The sequence below is a fragment of the Paracoccus benzoatiresistens genome, from assembly GCF_026913015.1.
Lineage (GTDB): Bacteria > Pseudomonadota > Alphaproteobacteria > Rhodobacterales > Rhodobacteraceae > Paracoccus > Paracoccus benzoatiresistens.
This window is the reverse complement of record NZ_JAPTYD010000014.1, coordinates 60,738-79,902: the sequence shown is the minus strand read 5'-3', so window position 1 is coordinate 79,902 and position 19,165 is coordinate 60,738. Positions and strand designations below refer to the sequence as shown.

At 66.7% G+C, this 19,165-nt stretch carries 18 protein-coding genes; 9 read left to right on the top strand and 9 right to left on the bottom strand.

All coding sequences use genetic code 11. The features are described 5' to 3' along the window. Positions 1-82: 82 nt before the first annotated feature. Complete coding sequence (locus tag OU682_RS11830) at positions 83-520, bottom strand: iron-sulfur cluster assembly scaffold protein (RefSeq protein ID WP_268942323.1); 438 nt, start codon at positions 518-520, stop codon at positions 83-85. Positions 521-581: 61 nt separating this feature from the next. On the opposite strand from OU682_RS11830, the gene hisI reads away from it, so the two are divergent. Beyond that, positions 582-938: a phosphoribosyl-AMP cyclohydrolase gene (gene hisI, locus OU682_RS11825; protein ID WP_268942322.1), complete on the top strand. Its 357-nt coding sequence runs from the start codon at positions 582-584 to the stop codon at positions 936-938. Here the strand turns inward: hisI and gluQRS are convergent. The 5 genes from gluQRS to OU682_RS11800 all read right to left on the bottom strand — a co-directional run bounded on the left by gluQRS (position 935) and on the right by OU682_RS11800 (position 5,415). Continuing rightward, positions 935-1,786 (bottom strand): tRNA glutamyl-Q(34) synthetase GluQRS, encoded by an 852-nt coding sequence (gene gluQRS / locus OU682_RS11820; RefSeq protein ID WP_268942321.1) that lies wholly within the window; start codon positions 1,784-1,786, stop codon positions 935-937. The genes hisI and gluQRS overlap by 4 nt on opposite strands. Next, a complete protein-coding gene (gene trmFO, locus OU682_RS11815; RefSeq protein WP_268942320.1) occupies positions 1,768-3,105 on the bottom strand; it encodes a methylenetetrahydrofolate--tRNA-(uracil(54)-C(5))-methyltransferase (FADH(2)-oxidizing) TrmFO in 1,338 nt (445 codons plus the stop codon). Before trmFO ends, gluQRS begins: the two co-directional genes overlap by 19 nt. A gap of 93 nt (positions 3,106-3,198) precedes the next feature. Continuing rightward, positions 3,199-3,819: a 50S ribosomal protein L25/general stress protein Ctc gene (locus tag OU682_RS11810; RefSeq protein WP_268942319.1), complete on the bottom strand. Its 621-nt coding sequence runs from the start codon at positions 3,817-3,819 to the stop codon at positions 3,199-3,201. A 65-nt stretch (positions 3,820-3,884) separates the two neighbouring features. Beyond that, a complete protein-coding gene (locus OU682_RS11805; RefSeq protein ID WP_268942318.1) occupies positions 3,885-5,093 on the bottom strand; it encodes an alpha-hydroxy acid oxidase in 1,209 nt (402 codons plus the stop codon). Positions 5,094-5,148: 55 nt separating this feature from the next. Continuing rightward, the gene (locus OU682_RS11800; protein ID WP_268942317.1) at positions 5,149-5,415 is read right to left on the bottom strand and encodes a hypothetical protein; all 267 of its coding nucleotides are present in this window, start codon (positions 5,413-5,415) and stop codon (positions 5,149-5,151) included. A gap of 75 nt (positions 5,416-5,490) precedes the next feature. On the opposite strand from OU682_RS11800, the gene OU682_RS11795 reads away from it, so the two are divergent. The 7 genes from OU682_RS11795 to ribD all read left to right on the top strand — a co-directional run bounded on the left by OU682_RS11795 (position 5,491) and on the right by ribD (position 13,894). After that, the gene (locus OU682_RS11795) at positions 5,491-6,075 is read left to right on the top strand and encodes a TetR/AcrR family transcriptional regulator (RefSeq protein ID WP_268942316.1); all 585 of its coding nucleotides are present in this window, start codon (positions 5,491-5,493) and stop codon (positions 6,073-6,075) included. A 67-nt stretch (positions 6,076-6,142) separates the two neighbouring features. Then, entirely contained in the window at positions 6,143-8,038 is a 1,896-nt protein-coding gene (gene dnaG / locus OU682_RS11790) for a DNA primase (protein WP_268942315.1), read from the top strand. 141 nt (positions 8,039-8,179) lie between these two features. Continuing rightward, positions 8,180-10,153, top strand: a complete 1,974-nt coding sequence (gene rpoD / locus OU682_RS11785; RefSeq protein WP_268942314.1) for an RNA polymerase sigma factor RpoD — start codon at positions 8,180-8,182, stop codon at positions 10,151-10,153. A gap of 142 nt (positions 10,154-10,295) precedes the next feature. Continuing rightward, on the top strand, positions 10,296-11,876 hold the full coding sequence (locus tag OU682_RS11780; protein WP_268942313.1) for a DNA recombination protein RmuC: 1,581 nt from the start codon (positions 10,296-10,298) through the stop codon (positions 11,874-11,876). Continuing rightward, positions 11,873-12,295 (top strand): secondary thiamine-phosphate synthase enzyme YjbQ, encoded by a 423-nt coding sequence (locus OU682_RS11775; RefSeq protein WP_268942312.1) that lies wholly within the window; start codon positions 11,873-11,875, stop codon positions 12,293-12,295. The genes OU682_RS11780 and OU682_RS11775 overlap by 4 nt, the downstream gene beginning before the upstream one ends. 120 nt (positions 12,296-12,415) lie before the next feature. Beyond that, positions 12,416-12,880 carry a transcriptional regulator NrdR gene (gene nrdR, locus OU682_RS11770; protein ID WP_268942329.1) on the top strand — a complete coding sequence of 155 codons (465 nt, stop codon included), beginning with the start codon at positions 12,416-12,418 and terminating at the stop codon, positions 12,878-12,880. 27 nt (positions 12,881-12,907) lie between these two features. After that, positions 12,908-13,894, top strand: coding sequence for a bifunctional diaminohydroxyphosphoribosylaminopyrimidine deaminase/5-amino-6-(5-phosphoribosylamino)uracil reductase RibD (gene ribD / locus OU682_RS11765; RefSeq protein ID WP_268942328.1), 987 nt, complete (start codon positions 12,908-12,910; stop codon positions 13,892-13,894). A 5-nt stretch (positions 13,895-13,899) separates the two neighbouring features. Here ribD and OU682_RS11760 read toward each other — a convergent pair whose 3' ends face one another. Beyond that, positions 13,900-16,317: a penicillin acylase family protein gene (locus tag OU682_RS11760; protein ID WP_268942311.1), complete on the bottom strand. Its 2,418-nt coding sequence runs from the start codon at positions 16,315-16,317 to the stop codon at positions 13,900-13,902. 156 nt (positions 16,318-16,473) lie between these two features. Between OU682_RS11760 and OU682_RS11755 the strand changes: the two genes are divergently transcribed. Continuing rightward, complete coding sequence (locus tag OU682_RS11755) at positions 16,474-17,337, top strand: NAD(P)-dependent oxidoreductase (protein WP_268942310.1); 864 nt, start codon at positions 16,474-16,476, stop codon at positions 17,335-17,337. Between the two features lie 3 nt (positions 17,338-17,340). On the opposite strand, the gene OU682_RS11750 is transcribed toward OU682_RS11755, so the two are convergent. Together OU682_RS11750 and OU682_RS11745 are read right to left on the bottom strand one after the other, a co-directional pair. Beyond that, the gene (locus OU682_RS11750; RefSeq protein WP_268942309.1) at positions 17,341-18,111 is read right to left on the bottom strand and encodes a hypothetical protein; all 771 of its coding nucleotides are present in this window, start codon (positions 18,109-18,111) and stop codon (positions 17,341-17,343) included. A 159-nt stretch (positions 18,112-18,270) separates the two neighbouring features. Next, positions 18,271-19,092 carry a 2-dehydro-3-deoxygalactonokinase gene (locus tag OU682_RS11745; RefSeq protein WP_268942308.1) on the bottom strand — a complete coding sequence of 274 codons (822 nt, stop codon included), beginning with the start codon at positions 19,090-19,092 and terminating at the stop codon, positions 18,271-18,273. Positions 19,093-19,165 lie beyond the last annotated feature (73 nt).

Here is a 19,165-nt window from a genome sequence, read left to right as displayed (position 1 = left end):
TCCTCGCTGGAAATGCGAGGTAATCTTAGTCCGTCTGCACTTTCACGAAACTACCAACACGATATGCGGACACCTCCTTTTTTTATGCGTTGGCCTGTTCGATGGCGTCCAGCGTCGCGTCCCATGCCAGCAGGATCGAAGCATGGCGGTTCGGGTAATCGCGCGCGGGCAGAAGCGCCTCGAGGTCGGCGAAGGGAGCGGCGGGCGGACCGCCGGCCGAAGTCAGCATGGCCCGCAGCGCGTCGCGGGTGGCCGCGATCTCCTCCCGGCTGCGGCCGATGACCGCCTGACCCAGCACCGAGGCCGAGGCCTGGCCAAGCGCGCAGGCCCGCACCTCTTGCGCGAAATCGGCGACCCGCTCACCCTCCATGGCGACATAGGCCGTGACAGACGATCCGCATTGCGGCGACCGGCGCATGGCCTTTCCGTCAAAGTCGGACAAGGTGCCCAGATGCGGAATGGTCGTCGTCAGCGCAAGGATTCTGCGCGAATAAAGCTGTATCAGGTCGCTGTCGGCCATCGGTCTTTCCCAGGGGCTGCCTTCCGCCTAGATAGGAACGCGACCGAGGAAAGGAAACCCGATGTTCGACCCTGCCAGCCTCAAATACGACGGAAATGGCCTGATCCCGGCCATCGCGCAGGATGCGGACAGCGGCGAGGTTCTGATGATGGCCTGGATGAACGCGGAAAGCGTGGCACAAACGCTGCACACGGGCCGCGTCACCTATTGGTCACGGTCGCGCCAATCTTTCTGGGTCAAAGGCAAAAGCTCGGGTCATGTGCAGGAACTGGTGGATCTGCGTGTGGACTGCGACCGCGACTGCCTGCTGGTCCTGGTGCGCCAGACCGGCCCCGCCTGCCACACCAACCGGCGCACCTGCTTCTATACCGCAGTCCGCGACGGGGCCGAGGTCGAGATCATGGAGCCAATGGCCTAAAACCCGACCATGCGGCGGATGTCCTGCGGTGTGGCGCCGTCCTCGCGGTAATGGCGGATCGCGCGGGCATCGTCGCGCTTGGCCAGCCGCTTGCCTGCGTCGTCGCGGATCAGGCGATGGTGATGATAAAGCGGCGTCGGAAGCTGCAGCAGTTTCTGAAGAATGACGTGGATGTAGGATGAGTCAAAAAGATCTTTTCCGCGTGTAACGACAGTGATCCGCTGCGCGGCATCGTCCACGACGACTGCAAGATGATAGGACGTGCCCATGCCGCGACGCGACAGGATCACGTCGCCGATCCCGTCAAGGAACTGATCGCGCGTCAGCACATGGTCATGGCCGGGCATGATCGCCCCGTCCCGAAAGCCAATCCGGTCGATCCCCAGGGCGTCAAAGGCGCGGGCGACATCCAGGCGGATTACATCGTCTGGACCGGCCTCGGACAGGCTGCGGCCGCGGCAGGTGCCGGGATAGACCAGCCCATCGGGCCCCGCAGGCAACGCGCCTTCCTGCGGGGCTGAAAGGGCGGCACGAATGTCGCCGCGGCGGCAGCGGCAGGGATAGCTGTAGGGTGCAAGCCGCGCCAAGGCATCGCGATAGGCCGCCATCCGGTCCGACTGCCGCATCACGGGGCGTTGCCAGTCAAGACCCAGCCACGCCAGATCCTCATGGATGGCGGTCTCGTATTCCGCCCGGCAGCGGTCGCGGTCGATATCCTCGATCCGCAGAAGAAACTGGCCGGGGCTCGCCTCGCGTTCCGCAACAAGCGCCGCATAGGCATGGCCCAGATGGAGCAAGCCCGTGGGCGAGGGCGCAAAGCGCGTGCGCCTTACTGCGCTGCCAGCCATGCGGCAAAGTCGTCCTTGGCGCGCTGCGTATAGGCGGGATAGCGGTCCTTGCGGCCCCTGCGCCCACCGCGCATCTCCTCCAGCGGAGGGAACAGGCCGAAGTTCACGTTCATCGGCTGGAAGGTCTTGGCCTCGGCCCCGCCGGTGATGTGGTTGACCAGTGCGCCCATGGCCGTCGTCGGCGCCGGAGGCGGCAGGTCGCGTCCTTGTGCCTGAGCGGCGGCCATCCGGCCCGCCAGCAATCCCATCGCGGCGCTTTCGACATAGCCCTCGACGCCCGTGACCTGTCCAGCAAAGCGCAGGTTGGGACGCTGGCGCAGGCGCATCCGGTCGTCCAGCAGGGTCGGCGAATTGAGGAACGAATTTCGGTGGATGCCGCCAAGCCGCGCGAAACTGGCGTTCTCCAGGCCGGGGATCATGCGGAACACCTGGGTCTGTGCGCCGTATTTCATCTTGGTCTGGAAGCCGACAATATTATACAGCGTACCCAAGGCGTTATCACGTCGAAGTTGAACCACCGCGTAAGGTTTTTCGTCAGGCTTGTGCGCATTGGTCAGACCGACAGGCTTCATCGGCCCGTGGCGCAGGGTTTCTCGCCCGCGTTCCGCCATCACCTCGATCGGCAGGCAGCCATCGAAATAGCCGGCCGTTTCGCCCTCGTGAAACTCGGCCTTGTCGGCGGCTAGAAGAGCGTCGATGAAGGCGTCATACTGCTCGCGGGTCATCGGGCAGTTGACATAGGCCTTTTGCTCGGCTTCGGTCTCGCCCTTGTCATAGCGGCTTTGTTCCCAGGCCACGGACATGTCGATGGTATCGGCATGGACGATGGGGGCGATGGCGTCGAAGAAGGCCAGCGAATCCGTGCCCGTCACCGACCGGATGGCCTGCGCCAGTGCGTCGGATGTCAGCGGCCCCGTGGCCACGATCCAGTTGCCGTCGGACGGCAGGTCGGTGATCTCGCCCGGAACGATCTGGATCAGCGGATCAGCCTCAAGGACCTCGGTGACGGCCGCCGAAAAGGCGTCGCGGTCAACCGCCAAGGCACCGCCCGCAGGCAGACGGTGGCGGTCCGCCGTTGCCATGATCAGCCCGCCCGCCGCGCGCATTTCCCAATGCAGCTGGCCCACGGCATTCATCACGTCGTCATCGGACCGGAAGCTGTTGGAACACACCATTTCGGCGCAGTCGCCGGTCTTGTGGGCGAAGGTGCCCTTGGCGGGGCGCATCTCGTGCAGGATGACCGGGACGCCCGCCCGGGCGATCTGCCAGGCGGCCTCGGACCCGGCAAGGCCCGCGCCGACGATATGGACTGGTTCCATGTGACCTCCTGCAGATGGGGCTAGCAAAGCCGCCCGCAAATGGAAAGGGCGGCGCCAGCGGCACCGCCCGGATTGTCGCGCAAGGCGGAAGGATCACTCCTCCGCTGCGGCCTCGGCTGCTTCCTCGTCACCGCCCGAACGCAGCGCCGACGGCGCGGCGATGTTGGCGATCACGAAGTTGCGGTCGATGGTGGGCTTCACGCCTTCCGGCAGCTTCACGTCGTTGATGTGGATCGTGTCGCCGACGTTCAGGCCTTCCAGATCGACGGTGATGTGATCGGGGATGTCACCCGCGGTCACGACCAGCTCGACCTCGGGGCGCACCGTCACCAGCGTGCCGCCGCGCTTCAGGCCGGGGCATTTCTCGTGGTTGATGAAGTCCACGTGGATGAACAGGTTCACCTTCGACGTGCGGCGCAGGCGCATGAAGTCGATGTGGATCGGCAGGTCCTTCACCACGTCCTTCTGAACGCCGCGGCAGATGACGCGGACGTCGTCCTGGCCTTCGACCTTCAGGTTGAACAGCGTGGACATGAAGCGACCGGCGCGCAGCTGGGTCAGCAGTTTGTTGAAGTCGAACTGGATGTTGACCGGGTCCTTGTGGTCACCATACACGACTCCGGGCACCTTGCCGTCGCGGCGAGCTTGGCGGGCGGCCCCCTTGCCTGACCCCGCGCGCGGCTCGGCCACCAGATCAGGGATCTCTTTGGCCATGATATATCTTCCTATCGGTTGTTGACGCCGCCATCCTCCAAGGGTGCATGGCGACAGGTGGCGGCCTATACTGCAACGGGCGCGATTTGTGAAGTCCTGATCGGCGCCTGGATCTCGTATTCATCCAGGAAGCCGCGCGGGATCATCACGTTCTGCGGGCCGAGGTCCTTGACGTTGCGTTCGCCGCACAAGGCCATGCTGACATCCAGTTCCTTGCGGATGATCTCCAGCGCGCGGGTCACGCCCGCCTCGCCCATGGCGCCAAGGCCGTGAAGCCAGGCCCGCCCGATCCAGGTGGAATGGGCGCCAAGCGCAAGCGCCTTCAGAACGTCCTGGCCCGAACGGATGCCGCTGTCCATGTGGATTTCCACCCGGTCGCCCACGGCCTTCACGATGTGCGGCAGCATCCGGATCGAGGACAGCGCACCGTCCAATTGGCGCCCGCCGTGGTTCGACACGATGATCGCGTCGGCCCCGAAGTCGGCGGCGATGCGGGCGTCATCAGGGTCAAGCACACCCTTCAGGATCAGCTTGCCGCCCCACAGGTCGCGGATCCGCGCGATCTTGTCCCAGTCCAGCTTCTCGTCGAACTGCTCGGCCGTCCAGCTCATCAGGCTGGAAGGATCGGCGACGCCCTTGGCATGACCCACGATGTTGCCGAAGAAGCGCCGCTTGGTCTGCAGCATTCCCATGCCCCACCGCCAGCGCATCGCCAGATCCAGCAGGGTGGGCAGGGTCAGCTTGGGCGGCGCGGACAAGCCGTTCTTCAGATCCTTGTGCCGCTGACCCAGGATCTGCAGATCCAGCGTCAGCACCAGGGCGCTGCAGTTGGCCTTCCTGGCGCGCTCGATGATGGCCGCCAGGAAATCCTGGTCCTTCATGACATAAAGCTGGAACATGAAGGGCTTGGTCGTGTGTTCCGCGACATCCTCGATGGAACAGATCGACATGGTGGAGAGGCAGAAGGGCACGCTGAACTTCTCGGCCGCCCGGGCGGCGTGGATTTCGCCGTCGGCGTGCTGCATCCCGGTCAGCCCCACCGGCGCCAGGGCAACCGGCATCGCCGCCGGCAGGCCGACGATATCGGATGCAGTGCTGCGGTTCGACATGTCCACCGCCACCTTCTGGCGCAGCTTCAGGCGGGCAAAGTCGGTCGTGTTCTCGCGGAAGGTCTGTTCGGTATAGCTGCCCGATTCAGCATAGTCATAGAACATCCTCGGCGTGCGCGCGCGGTGCATCCGCTTCAGATCTTCGATCGAGGTGATGACGGGCATGAAACTCTCCGCAAGTTGGTAAAAAATCTTTACCAAACTGGAGAGCGAAGGGCAATCAATCCTGTGGTCGCATCCGCGACAGGGTTTCCGGCTCGATCACCGGGCCACGCAGCGCCTCGGCCCGCCGGCGCAATTCGGCGGCGCGCGCCTCGGCTTCCACATCGACGGCGGCAGGCGAGTCGGCGGCCTCGGGCGCATGATCGGGCAGGGTGGGTTCCGCCAGGATCTGGTCGGTCGGCAGCAGGCGCGGATAGGGCTCTGCATCGCCACCGCAGCCCGACAGAAGGGCGGCGCAGGCGATCAGGGTCAGGACGTGTTTCATGGACGGCAGCCTAGGCCCCGCCACGGGGCGGGGCAACGGGCTTTCGCGCCGCCGGGGCGCGCGCTAGAAGACCCCATGGCCCGCACCCAAGGTTCCCGCGCCGAGATCACCGGCCCCCTGATCCGGGACGAAGCCCGCCGCCTGTTCGCGCGGCAGGGCTACGCCGCCGTGTCGATGCGCCAGATCGCATCCGCCGTGGGGGTGCAGGCGGGGGCGCTTTATGCCTATACGCCCGACAAGCAGGCGCTGCTGCTGGACCTGCTGGAAAGCCATATGCAGGAACTGCTGGCGGCCTGGTCGGACGTGCCGGGCGATCCCCTGGCGCGGCTGGAGCGCTTCGTGCGCTTTCACATCGACACCAGCCTGGATCATCCCGACGCGGTGTTCCTGTCCTACATGGAGTTGCGCAGCCTGACGCCCGCAAATTTCGCCCGCATCGCCACCCTGCGCAGCCGCTACGAGGCCGGGCTGGAGGCGATCCTGCGCGACGGGGTGGCGGCGGGGCTGATGCGCATCGACGACCTGAAGCTTGCGACGATGGCGCTGATCGCGATGCTGACGGGCGTGACCAACTGGTATCGGGAAGGCGGGCGTCTGGACCGGAAGCGGATCGGCGACATCTACTGGGGGCTTGCGCGTGGCGCGGTGGGCGCGGATTGACCGCCCGTTCCTCCTTGCCCAAATACCGACGCTTGCCGCACGCCGCCCACATCCCGATAATCATCCCATGAGTCTGCCCCCCGGCTTCCTTGACGAGATTCGCAACCGTGTTCCGATCAGCCGAGTGATCGGAAAGAAGGTCGTGTGGGATCTGCGCAAGTCGAACCAGGCGCGCGGCGACTGGTGGGCGCCGTGCCCGTTCCATCAGGAAAAATCCGCCAGTTTTCATTGCGACGACCAGAAGGGCTATTACTACTGCTTCGGCTGCCACGCCAAGGGTGACGCCATCAAGTTCCTCCGCGAGGCCGATGGGATGGAGTTCATCGAGGCGGTCAAGCTGCTGGCGGCCGAGGCGGGGCTTCAGATGCCCGAGCCTGATCCGCGCACCCGCGAGCGCACCGACCGCCGCACCCGCCTGTTCGAAGTGACCGAGGCTGCCAGCCGCTGGTTCCGCCTGCAATTGCAGACCGCCGCTGCGGCCGAGGCGCGCGACTACCTTCTCCGCCGTGGCCTGGACCGCGCGGCCGAGGACCGGTTCGAGATCGGCTTTGCGCCCGACAGCCGGACTTCGCTGACCGGCGCCTTGCGCGAGAAGGGCTTCGACGAGGCGCTGATCGTCGAATCGGGGATGGCGGCCAAGCCCGACAATGGCGGCGCTGCCTATGACCGCTTCCGGGGCCGCATCATCTTCCCGATCCGCGACGGGCAGGGGCGCTGCATCGGCTTCGGCGGGCGGGCCATGGATCCGAACGCCCGCGCCAAATACCTCAACAGCCCGGAAACGCCGCTGTTCGACAAGGGCCGCAATCTTTACAACCTCGGTCCCGCGCGCGCGGCAGTCGCCAAGGGCCAGCGGCTGGTCGTGGCCGAGGGCTACATGGACGTGATCGCGCTTGCCCGCGCGGGATTCGAGGGTGCCGTCGCCCCCCTTGGCACCGCCATCACCGAGGATCAGTTGCGCCTGATGTGGCGCGTCAGCCCCGAGCCCGTCATCGCGCTGGACGGCGATGCGGCGGGCCAGCGGGCGGCGCAGCGGCTGATCGACCTTGCCCTGCCGATGACCGGGCCGGGGCAGGCGCTGCGCTTCGTCATCCTGCCCGCTGGCCAGGATCCGGACGACCTGATCAAGGCCGCAGGGCCCGGCGCCATGGGCGCGCTGCTGAACCAGGCGCGGCCGCTGGTGGATCTGCTCTGGGCGCGTGAAACCGATGGCCAGGTTTTCGACAGCCCGGAACGAAAGGCCGCCCTGGACAAGCGCCTGCAGGACACCGTCGCCACGATCCCCGATGAACTGACCCGCAACCATTATGCCGAGGAGTTGCGTCGCAAGCGGTGGGAATTGTTCGGCGGATCGTCCCGCCGGACCGAGCGGCGAGGGGGCGACCGCAAATTCACCCGCCGCGACCGGTCCCCGACCCCACGCCCCATCCCTTCGGCCGCTGCCGAACCGCTGGCCGCGGGGGCGCTGCTGGAAGGCGCGAGCCTTCTGATCTGCGCGCTGCGGCCCGAACTGGTCGCCCAGGCGGAGACGCGGCTGGAGCGTCTTACGCCCGTCGATCCCGACCGGGCGGCGCTGCTGTTCGACCTGCTGTCCCATACCGAAAGCGTGGCCGGACGGCGCGGACTTGAAACGCTGCGGCGTGACGCCCATCTGGGCCTGACGCCGGCGGTCATCGGGTCCCAGGACCACGAAACAGCGCTGGCGATCTTGGAGAATCTTCTCGACCGGCTCGAGGCGCAGCGTGCGGCAGGCTCGGAACTTGCCCGCGCCGAGGCCGAGATCCAGGGCGAGGCCGACGAAGGACTGACCTGGCGGATGCAGCAGATCGCCCGCGCCCGCCACCGTGCCGAAAGGCCGGAACTGGAAGGCGGCGCCGACCTGAACGAGGACCGCGAGGCGCTGTCGGCGCAGCTGTCCCAGTTCGTCGATGGCCAGATTTGGCGTAAGCCGCCCCGACGATGATCATGTGGACCGTGTGATTCGCCACTGCGAATCGGTTTTCTTCGCCGGCCCTTTGATTCGGGGGGGCGGCACGCTAGATGTAGGACGGAATTCCGGTGATTCGCCCTGCCGCGAATCACTGCCTGACGAAGGGAGCCCTTGATGGCCGCCAAGGACGACGATCACGACAAGACCGACAAGGACGATAACGCCCATTCGCTGGACATGAGCCAGGCGGCCGTCAAGCGCATGATCGCCGACGCGCGCGAACGGGGCTACATCACCTATGATCAGCTGAACGCCGTCCTGCCGCCCGAGCAGGTCAGCAGCGAGCAGATCGAGGATGTCATGTCGATGTTGTCCGAGATGGGCATCAACGTGATCGAGGACGAGGAAGAGGCGGAGGAGCCCGAGGGTGGCGCGGTCGCCGTCGTCGGCTCGACATCGCGCGAGATCGCGGTCGCATCCTCCGAGACCGAGAAGCTGGACCGGACAGACGATCCGGTGCGGATGTATCTGCGCGAGATGGGCAGCGTCGAGCTGTTGTCGCGCGAGGGCGAGATCGCCATCGCCAAGCGCATCGAGGCCGGTCGCAACACGATGATCGCAGGGCTTTGCGAAAGCCCGCTGACCTTCAAGGCCATCACCATGTGGCGCGAGGAGCTTCTGGACGAGGAGATCCTGCTGCGCGACGTGATCGACCTGGAAACCACCTTCGGCCAGTCCCTGGACGACGAGGAAGGCGACGAGGAAGAGCTGGCCGATGACAGCGTCCAGACCGAAACCACGCAGAAGCGCGAGGAACTGGATGCCGACGGCAATCCCATGCGCAGCGAGGATGACGAGGACGAGGACGACGGCACCAACCTGTCGCTTGCCGCGATGGAAGCCAGCCTGAAGCCCAAGGTTCTGGAAACGCTTGAACTGATCGCGCATGACTATGAGGCGCTTGCTGCGATGCAGGACCAGCGCATGTCGGCCACGCTGAACGAGGACAACAGCTTCTCGGCCAGTGCCGAATCCGACTACCAGGTGCTGCGCACGCGCATCGTCGGGCTGGTGAACGAACTTCACCTGAACAGCAGCCGGATCGAGGCCCTGGTTGACCAGCTTTACGGCATCAACCGCCGGATCGTGACCATCGACAGCGGCATGGTCAAGCTGGCCGATGCCGCCCGCATCAACCGTCGCGAATTCATCGACGCCTATCGCGGGACCGAGCTTGATCCGGCCTGGGTCGACCGCATGTCCCAGCAGGCCGGGCGCGGCTGGCAGGCGCTGTTCGAACGCTCGCGCGACAAGGTCGAGGACCTGCGCAACGAGATGGCGCAGGTCGGCCAGTATGTCGGCGTCGACATCGAGGAATTCCGCCGCATCGTGGCCCAGGTCCAGCGCGGCGAAAAGGAAGCCCGCCAGGCCAAGAAGGAAATGGTCGAGGCGAACCTGCGGCTGGTGATCTCGATCGCCAAGAAATACACGAACAGGGGCCTGCAGTTCCTTGACCTCATTCAGGAAGGCAACATCGGCCTGATGAAGGCGGTGGACAAGTTCGAGTATCGGCGCGGCTACAAGTTCTCGACCTATGCGACGTGGTGGATCCGGCAGGCGATCACCCGGTCCATCGCGGACCAGGCGCGGACCATCCGCATTCCGGTGCACATGATCGAGACGATCAACAAGCTGGTCCGCACCGGCCGCCAGATGCTGCACGAGATCGGCCGCGAGCCCACGCCCGAGGAACTGGCCGAAAAGCTGCAAATGCCGCTGGAAAAGGTCCGCAAGGTGATGAAGATCGCCAAGGAACCGATCAGCCTCGAAACCCCCATCGGGGACGAGGAGGACAGCCAGCTTGGCGATTTCATCGAGGACAAGAACGCCGTCCTGCCGCTGGATTCGGCCATTCAGGAAAACCTGAAGGAAACCACGACGCGGGTTCTGGCCAGCCTCACCCCGCGCGAGGAACGCGTGCTGCGGATGCGTTTCGGCATCGGTATGAACACCGATCACACGCTGGAGGAAGTCGGCCAGCAGTTCAGCGTGACCCGCGAGCGTATCCGCCAGATCGAGGCGAAGGCGCTGCGCAAGCTGAAGCATCCAAGCCGCAGCCGAAAGCTGCGGTCCTTCCTGGACCAATGACGAAAAGCCGCCTTCGGGCGGTTTTTTCGCAATGTGGCATTGATAGAACTGTCGGTATTCGGATTGCGCGGGTGTTTGCCTCGGCCCTTGCAATTCAGGGGTAAATCGTGAACGCTGATCAAAGCTTGCACGAGGTCCGTTCATGTCCGCCCAAACGATCCTGATCGTCGTCTGTGCCCTTCTGGCGGCAATCGTGGTGGTGCTGCTGCTGACCCAGCGTCGCGGGCCGGCAACCTCCGACCCCAGGGTTCCCGACCTTGAACGCAGGCTTGCCGAACTGGACGAACAGCGCCTGCGGGCCGGCCGCCTGGAAGCGCAGGCGGAGCATCTGGAAAAGCGCCTGACCGAGATCGGGGACGAGCGCGACAATCTGGCGGACGCCTTGCAAACCGAACGTCGGGACATGGCGCGGCTGGAGGGCGAACTCGCCTCGGCCCGGCTTGCGGCCGAAAAGGACTTGGCGGCCGAACGTCGCGAAATCGCCCGCCTGCACGAACTGCGCGATCAGGTGAACGAGGTGTTGGCCAAACTGACCGCGGAACGCGATGGCTTGGGCGAGGCTCTGGCCGCGGAACGCCAGACCATCGCCCGCTTTGAGCGGGACCTGTCCGAGACCCGGCTGATGGCGCAAAAGGATCTGCAGGCGGCGCAGCGAGAGATTGCGACGCTGAAGGAGTTGCGCGAGGAAATGACCGGCCATTTCAAGCTGCTGGCGAATGAAACCCTAAAAACCCAGGGTGCCGAGATGCAGCGGGTCCATGGGGATCAGTTGAACGCGCTGCTGACGCCCTTCCGCGATCAGGTCAATCGCTTTCAAAGCGAACTTCAGGCTCGCAACAAGGCCACGGATGAGGAACGCGCCCGCCTGCGCGAGCAGATCGAGGGGCTTTACCGCCGGTCCGAGGCGATCTCTCGCGAGGCGGTCAACCTGACGCGGGCGCTGAAAGGCGACAGCCAGAAGCGCGGTGCTTGGGGCGAGATGATCCTTGAACGCATTCTCGAGGATTCGGGCCTGCTGGAGGGCACGCATTACACCACCCAGACCAGCCGCCGGGACGAGGATGGCAAGACCTGGCGCCCGGACGTCATCATCCGGATGCCGCAGAAAAAGGTGCTTGTGGTCGATAGCAAGGTCTCGTTGGTGGCCTATGAGGAAGCGGTCAGCGCCGAGGATCCGGCAATCCGCGACATCGCGCTGCGCCGGCATGTCGCGGCGATGCGGACGCATATCGCCTCGCTATCGGGCAAGGGATATCACGCGCTGGACGAAGGCTCGGTCGATTACGTGCTGATGTTCATCCCGGTGGAAGGCGCCTTTTCCGAGGCCCTGCGCGTCGATCCCGACCTGACGCGGCACGCGATGGAAAACCGCGTCGGCCTCGCCACCCCGACGACGCTGATGCTGACGCTGCGCACGGTTGATCACATCTGGACGGTCGAGCGGCGGGAATCCAACGCAGCCCAAATCGCCAACCGGGCAGGGCTGCTTTATGACAAGCTGCATGGCTTCGTGTCGGCGATGGAGGAGGTCGGCGCGGCCCTGGACAAGGCCCAGAAAAGCCACAGCACGGCCATGGACCGGCTTTCGCGCGGGTCGGGCAACGTCATCCGTCAGGCCGAGATTCTGCGCCAGCTTGGGGCGCGCAACCAGAAGCGCCTTGCGGTCGGGCATGACGGCGATGACGAACTGCCCTTGCTGGGCAGCCCTGAGGCTGCGGAATGATCACGACCTTCACGGTCGAGACACGGGGGCCTGCCTGCCACGACATCACCGGCAAGGTCGCCGGATGGCTGCGCGACGGGGGTGCGGGCGAGGGTGTGGTGACGCTGATGGTCCGCCATACCTCCTGTTCGTTGCTGATCCAGGAAAACGCCGATCCCGACGTGCAGCATGACCTGCTGGGCTGGCTTGACCGCATCGCGCCCCCGGCGGACGATCCATCGATGTCCTGGCTGCGTCACCGGGACGAGGGGCCGGATGACATGCCCGCGCATCTGAAGGCCGCGGTGCTGCCGGTCAGCCTTCAGGTCCCGGTATCGGTTGGGCGGATGCTGCTGGGGACATGGCAGGGCATCTATCTGGTGGAACACCGGCGCGCGCCGCATCGCCGCCAGGTCGTCGGGGCGTTTCAGCGGCTCTGATCGCGCGGCATTCCGGTCACAGGTGGGATGGCGAACATCTTGTGCCTGCTGGATATGGCTACCCAAACCCTGCCTGCCTCCTATACTGCTGGGGATCGAGGATTTCGAGGGGACCACCGGATGCGCTGCCCGTTTTGCGGAAACGTCGATACGCAGGTCAAGGATTCGCGTCCCGCCGAAGACAATGTTGCCATCCGCCGCCGTCGCTTCTGCCCGGCCTGCGGGGGCCGCTTCACCACCTATGAGCGCGTGCAGCTGCGCGACTTGGTTGTTGTCAAGGCAAATGGCCGGCGAGAGGACTTTGATCGTGACAAGATGGCCCGTTCGATCCGCATCGCCATGCAGAAGCGCCCGGTCGAGCCTGAGCGGATCGAGCAGATGATCAGCGGCATCGTCCGCCGCCTTGAAAGCACCGGGGAGACGGATATTCCCTCCAAGATGATCGGCGAGATCGTCATGGAGGCGCTGTCGCGCATCGATAATGTTGCGTATGTCCGTTTTGCCAGCGTCTACAAGAACTTCCAGGACGCGGACGATTTCGACAAGTTCGTGTCCGAACTGCGGCCCGGCGCGGTCAACGACTGAACCGTGACGGGCGACGACCTGCGACAGATGGCCCATGCCCTGCGGCTGGCGCGCCGGGGTCTGGGCAATGTCTGGCCGAACCCTGCCGTCGGCTGCGTGATCCTGCAAGGCGGGCGTGTCGTCGGGCGGGGTTGGACGCAGCCGGGCGGCAGGCCCCATGCCGAACGCATGGCCCTGGACCAGGCAGGTCCGCTGGCGAGAGGGGCGACCGCCTATGTCACGCTGGAGCCCTGTGCCCATCATGGCAAGACCCCGCCCTGCGCTGAGGGACTGGTCGCCGCCGGTGTTGCCCGTGTCGTTTCGGCCATGACCGATCCCGATCCCCGCGTGGCCGGGCGCGGGCATCGGATCCTGCGCAATGCGGGCATCGCCGTGACGGAAGGCGTGCGAGAGGCCGAGGCGCGCGATTTGCAGGCGGGCTTCCTGTCGCGCGTCCAGAAGGGGCAGCCCTTCGTGACCCTCAAGCTGGCGACTAGCTTTGACGGGCGCATTGCCACGCCCGGCGGAGAAAGCCAGTGGATCACGGGACCCGAGGCACGCCTTCATGTCCATGCGATGCGCATGGCCCATGACGCGGTGATGGTGGGCGGGAACACGGCCCATGCCGACCGCCCGTCGCTGAACGTCCGCGGGCTGACCACGCCGCGCCAGCCAGTGCGGGTGGTCCTGTCGTCGCGGCCGCTGCCCGACCTGCCGCCCGAGGGTCCGATGCACGGACCCTTGTGGCAGATCGACGCCCCGCCCGCCCAAGCCTTGGCGCAGCTTGCCGAGCGCGGCGTCACGCGGGTCTTCTGCGAGGGCGGGGGACTGCTTGCCGCTTCCCTGCTGCACGCGGGGCTTGTGGACCAGATCGTGGGCTATACTGCGGGTGTCACCCTGGGGGGTGACGGGCTGCCCGCGGTCGGACCGATGCGGCTTGACCGGCTGGCCGATGCGCCGCGCTTCGCCCTGGCCGAGTCGCGCCGGATCGGAGCCGACCTGTTCCATCGCTGGCGCAGGATCGCGCCTGCCTGAAATCCTTACTCGGCCACGGGCTGCAGGGTCGTGATGCCGGTCGCCGCCGCGCGGGCCAGGTTCGGGTCCAGCGACATGCCGATATATTCGCCCCGCCGCCATAGCTCTGCCAGATCGTCGTAGTGGCGCGACAGCGGATGGCCCGACTGCCCGGTCGAGATGATGAAGACCGAACTGTCGGGATCGGCCAGGTCATAGACCCCGCGATACCCGGCGCCGGCTTCGGCCTCGAACGGGGTGGGACCTGTTCCCAGCAGGGTGGTGTGGGATACGGTCAGCGCCCCGCCCGAGATCGCCTGCGGCAGGTTCACGATCCAGCCAAGCGCGCCGATCCGGCCCAGCCCCGGATGCACATGCCGCGCCTGATGCGCGTCGCCCCATCTCCAGCTGGTGACATCCGGGCCGTATCGCTGCGTCAGTTCCAGGATCGCGCGGTCCAGCGCCTGGCGGGCAATCATGGTGCAATCCTCGGCCTGCGCGCTTTGCACGATGTCGCACCACGCGCCCGCGCCGTTGCGGTTGCGGAAGACGGAATCGACAAAGCCCGGATGCAGGCTGCGGATGTCGTCGGCCACGGGGCCAAGCTCGTCCCGGATCAGGCGGTCCTGCAGCGCGCCCATCCAGGCGGAATAGATCAACGGCTCGGGCAGGTGCTCGCTCATGGCGCCGTCCCATTCGGCCAGCAGGTTCAGCGCGTCCTGGCGCTGGCGTTCCGGCGTGCCAGAGGCTGCGGGCTCGCCCGTGAACCACAGATCCGCGCCGACCAAGGGCAGCAGGGCACGGGCGGCCGGGCTGACGATGTCCAGTTGCGCGGCGATGAAGCTGTCGCGGGAATGGACCTCGCGGTCCTTCAGCAGATGCGCCAGCCGGGTGCGGCGCAGGGCCAGGGGGCCGCGTTCCTCGGTCGCGAACGCCAAGCCCTGGGTGGCGGGGCTGTCCTCGGAGGTGGGGACGAGGCCCTGCCATTCCCCTTCGGCCAGCCAGCCCGGCACGGGCATGGCGCCGCCGGTCGGATGGCTGGCCCTGCGCTGCGGCTTCGCGCCGACTGTCACCTGGCGGATGCCGTCGCCGTCGGCCAGCGTCACGGCCATGGCGGGCGCCACGACCCGGCCAAGCGCGGTTGCGGCGCTGTCCGCATCGGTCGCCCGCATCATCCCGATCAGCGCCGACATGGTGGTGTCGGTCCCGGACAGCCCTGTCCAGCGCAGGGCTGCCACATGGCCCATCGGCGTGACATCCGCCAGGCCCGGATCCAGCAAGGGCACAAGCGGGCCGTTCCGGCTGCGGCGCAGCGTAAGGGCGCGGGTCGGTTCGCCAAGCACGCGGATCACCTCTCGCCGCGTGACGAACTCGGTCCAGCCGTTTGCGCCACGATAGCGGTCGGCATGGCCGGGCTGGATCTCCTCGATGGCGATGTCGGCATCGTCCAGGGGGGCAGGCGCGATACCCCAGGCCAATAACGGATTGCGGCCTGAAAACACGACCGGCATTCCCGGAATCGTCGCCCCGATCACCCCGCCCGAGGTCAGTTGCAGCCGCGCGAGGTAGTAAAGCGAGGGCGCCACCAGCGGCGCCTGCGGATCGTTCGCAACCAGCGCGCCGCCCGCCGCCGTCCGGTCCGCCGCCGCGGCAAAGCTGTTGGCCCCCAGCCCGCCGTTCGGCCGCAGGAAGTCTGTCGCATCGCGGGCGGGCGCCGGGCCCTTGCGGGCCTCGGGCGGTGCCAGGCGGGTGCCGGGGAACAGGTCGGCATAATGGGGCAGGATGGCGGCATTGCCTTCGCCGACCAGCAGTTCTGTCCCGCGTTCGGGCCAGGTCAGCGACAGGCGGGCGCGCAGGATCTCCTCGGCCGCTGAATTGCTGGTCGCGGCAGCCAGCAGCTTCAGGATCGCCAGCGAATCGGCGGGCTGCCAATAGGCTATCTCTTGCGGCAGGACGAAGAATTCCGGCGCCCCCCGGCCAAGCGCGCCCTTGTTGACCTGCGCGATCCACTGGTTCACGCCTTCCGCATAGGCCCGCAGCGCCGCCTGCGTCGCCTGGTCCTGGGAATCGAGCGAGGCCGCGGCATTGCGGTAAAGCTCCAACCGTCGGGCGAGGTCGTCGGCGGGAAAGGCGCCCGCGCCATAAACCTCGGACAGGCGGCCCTGGGCCGCGCGGCGCAGCAAGGTCATCTGGAACAGCCGGTCCTGGGCATGGGCAAGGCCCAGGGCAAAGAACACGTCCTCGTCCGTTTGTCCGAAGACATGAGGCACGTTCTCGATCGAGCGCACGATCTCGACCGGGGCCGATATGCCCTGGACCTGAAGCGTGGCGTTGTAGTCCGGCAGGGACCGCACGGCAAAATACCAGGCCAGGATGGCTGCCATCACCAGCAGCAGGATCAGGCCGATGGTCAGCCGCAGAAGCCAGCGGAAAAGGGTCAGCATGTGGGAAGATGATCCATGGGCCGGTCCGCCGCCTGTCCTTGTGGGAGACCGATGCGCTTGACCGCGGCGCGCCGGGATGATGGGTTGCTGCATAATGGAGGCGCGGTGCCAGTTCAACGCACGGCGCACCGCGCCTCAAAATGGATCGAGGGACTGATGGCGAAGTTGGCGTTTCTTGGACTGGGCGTGATGGGCGCGCCGATGGCGGGGCATCTGAAGGCCGCCGGGCACGAGGTGACGGTCTTCAACCGCACGGCCGCCAAGGCGCAGGCTTGGGTCGAACGGCATGGCGGGGCCTGGGCCGGCACCCCGCGCGAAGCGGCGGCGGGGGCCGATCTGGTCATGGCCTGCGTGGGCAATGACGACGATCTGCGATCCGTCTGCCTTGGACCGGACGGCGCCTTTGCCGGCATGAAGCCGGGCGCAATCTTCGTGGATCACACCACCGTCTCGGCCGCGGTGACGCGGGAGCTGGCTCAGGCGGCGCAGGCGACGGGGCTCGGCTATGTGGACGCGCCCATCTCGGGCGGGCAGGCGGGGGCCGAGAACGGCCAGCTGTCGGTGATGTGCGGCGGCACGCAGGATGACTTCGACGGCGCAGCGCCGGTGATCGATGCCTATGCCAAGATCTGCCGCCGCATGGGCGACGTGGGGGCGGGCCAGATCACCAAGATGTGCAACCAGATCGCCATCGCCGGGCTGGTGCAGGCGCTGTCGGAATCGCTGGCCTTCGCCAAGAGGTCGGGGCTGGAGGTCGGACAGGTCGTCGAGGTGATCAGCCAGGGCGCCGCCGGAAGCTGGCAGATGGTCAATCGCCACAAGACGATGGACCAGTGCCATTTCGAGCACGGCTTTGCCGTGGACTGGATGCGCAAGGATCTGGCCATCTGCCTGGCCGCAGCCGACGAGGTCGGCGCATCGCTGCCCGTCACCGCCCTGGTCGACCAGTTCTACAAGGACGTGCAGCGGATGGGCGGGGGCCGCTGGGACACCTCGTCCCTGATCGCGCGGCTCGGGTAGGGCCTAGCCGCCCTTTGCCTCGGCCCGCTTCAGCGCGGGTTCGACGCGGGCGAGGGCCTGTCGGACATGTTCGGGAAAGCTGCCCGGAGGGATCGGAAGGGTGGCCGAATGGGCCGCGCAGACGGTCCGGGCGTCGCGCCATTCGTCCGCGATCCGCAAGGCCCAGTTCCGGAAATCCTGCGCCGCACCCGGACGGTCCTGCAGCGCCTGTCCCATGGTCGGGTGGAAGCTGACGCGCGGCAGGCGCAGCAGGCGCCGCAACAGGCCGGGCACCGGCAGGACGTTCAGTGTGTCGTCCACATGCAGGCTGCCGCTGGCGGGATGATAGGCCAGCAGCGACCCCGCATGGACGCGTTCGTTCTGGCAGATGTAGTCGATCCCGTCGGGCAGCGAGAAGCGCAGCTCCGGGAAACGTGCCGCGACCCGGGGGGATTCGACTGCGTCGGTTTGCCAGGGCAGGTCCGGCCATTTGCGGTGATGACGGTTCGATCCGAACAGCTGCGCCTGCGGGAACATCTGGTGCATCGCCTTGCAATGGAGCGTGTGGAAGGGATGCAGGTTCAGGATCGCCTCGACCGCGCGGCCACCTTCGGTCAGGGCCATGACCTGCCGGGCGACATCGGTGCCAAAGCCATAGGAGTCCAGGAACAGGAACCGGCCCGAGGACAGCTGCACCAGCGAACACTGTGTCCCGACATTCACCAGCCCGCCGATCCGCAGGTCGCCCCGGATGTTCCAGAAGCCGTTGCCCAGGTCGATCAGACGTTCCGCCATCATGCCTCCTGTTGTCGATCATGGGGATGCGGGTCCCCGCCCTGCGCGTTGCGCGTTCCGCCGCCGGATGAGCGCCACGACGCAGGCACATCGGTATCGGTCATCGCGCCTCTTGCCGTGGGTCGGCAACCAAACGGCAAGGTGCGGCGCGGGTTCCGGTCAGAGGCCGCGACGTGCGGCGCGAAAGCCGTCCAGAAGCGCGCGGGTCGGGTCGGCCCTGGCCGGGTTGACCCCCTGCGTCACCAAGGCCTCGGCATAGCGGTCGGCCAGCCAGCCGGCGCCGATGACCGTGACGGACTGGCCCAGCCACCAAGGCCGCGCGGCGGCAAGCTCGGCCCCGATCAGCAGGCCGGCCATCCGGGCGTAGGCGGCAGGCGGGGTCATCTCCTCCATCGCCAGCCGCGCGCGGAGCGAGGACAGCTCGCCCGCAAGCCCCGCGGGGCGGGACAGCGTGTCCTGCACGGCTTCGGCAAAGCCGGCGCTTTCTTCGTCAGGCGTCGAGGCGGTCAGCGCGGACAGAAGCTCGCCCGTCAGGAAGCCGCGAAAACTGACGATCTCGCCCGCGCTGACATGCGCCCAGGCAGACTGCCCGCCCGGCAGGCACAGAACGCCGTCGAATTCGGGATGGCGGGCCAGATGCCCGGCAATGCGCGTCGTCTGAACGCCGATCAGGTCAGCCGGGCGATCCTGCATCAGGCCCGGCAGCCGGTGCAGCGTGAGCCGGGGGTCCAGCACCACGGCGTCCGCGGGCCGCGGTGGCGGGCAGGGCACCCGTGCCGGCGCGGTTCCCGGCCAGCCTGCAGCGATCACGTCGATGGCAGCCCCTGGCGCAAGACGGGGGATCAGCATCGCCGCCAGCGAGGCGGCCGGATCGCCGTTGTCTGGCCTGGTAATCGCCGCGCCTTCGGCATCGCCGCGAAACAGCCACAGCCGCAATTCGCCCGCTGCCAGTTCCACTGCCGCCCAATCGACCTGATCCATCGCTGCCTCCGATTTCGCGCCGAAAGATGGCCGTGCTTTGCCGCGCTGTCCAGAGACGGCGCTTGAAGCGCGG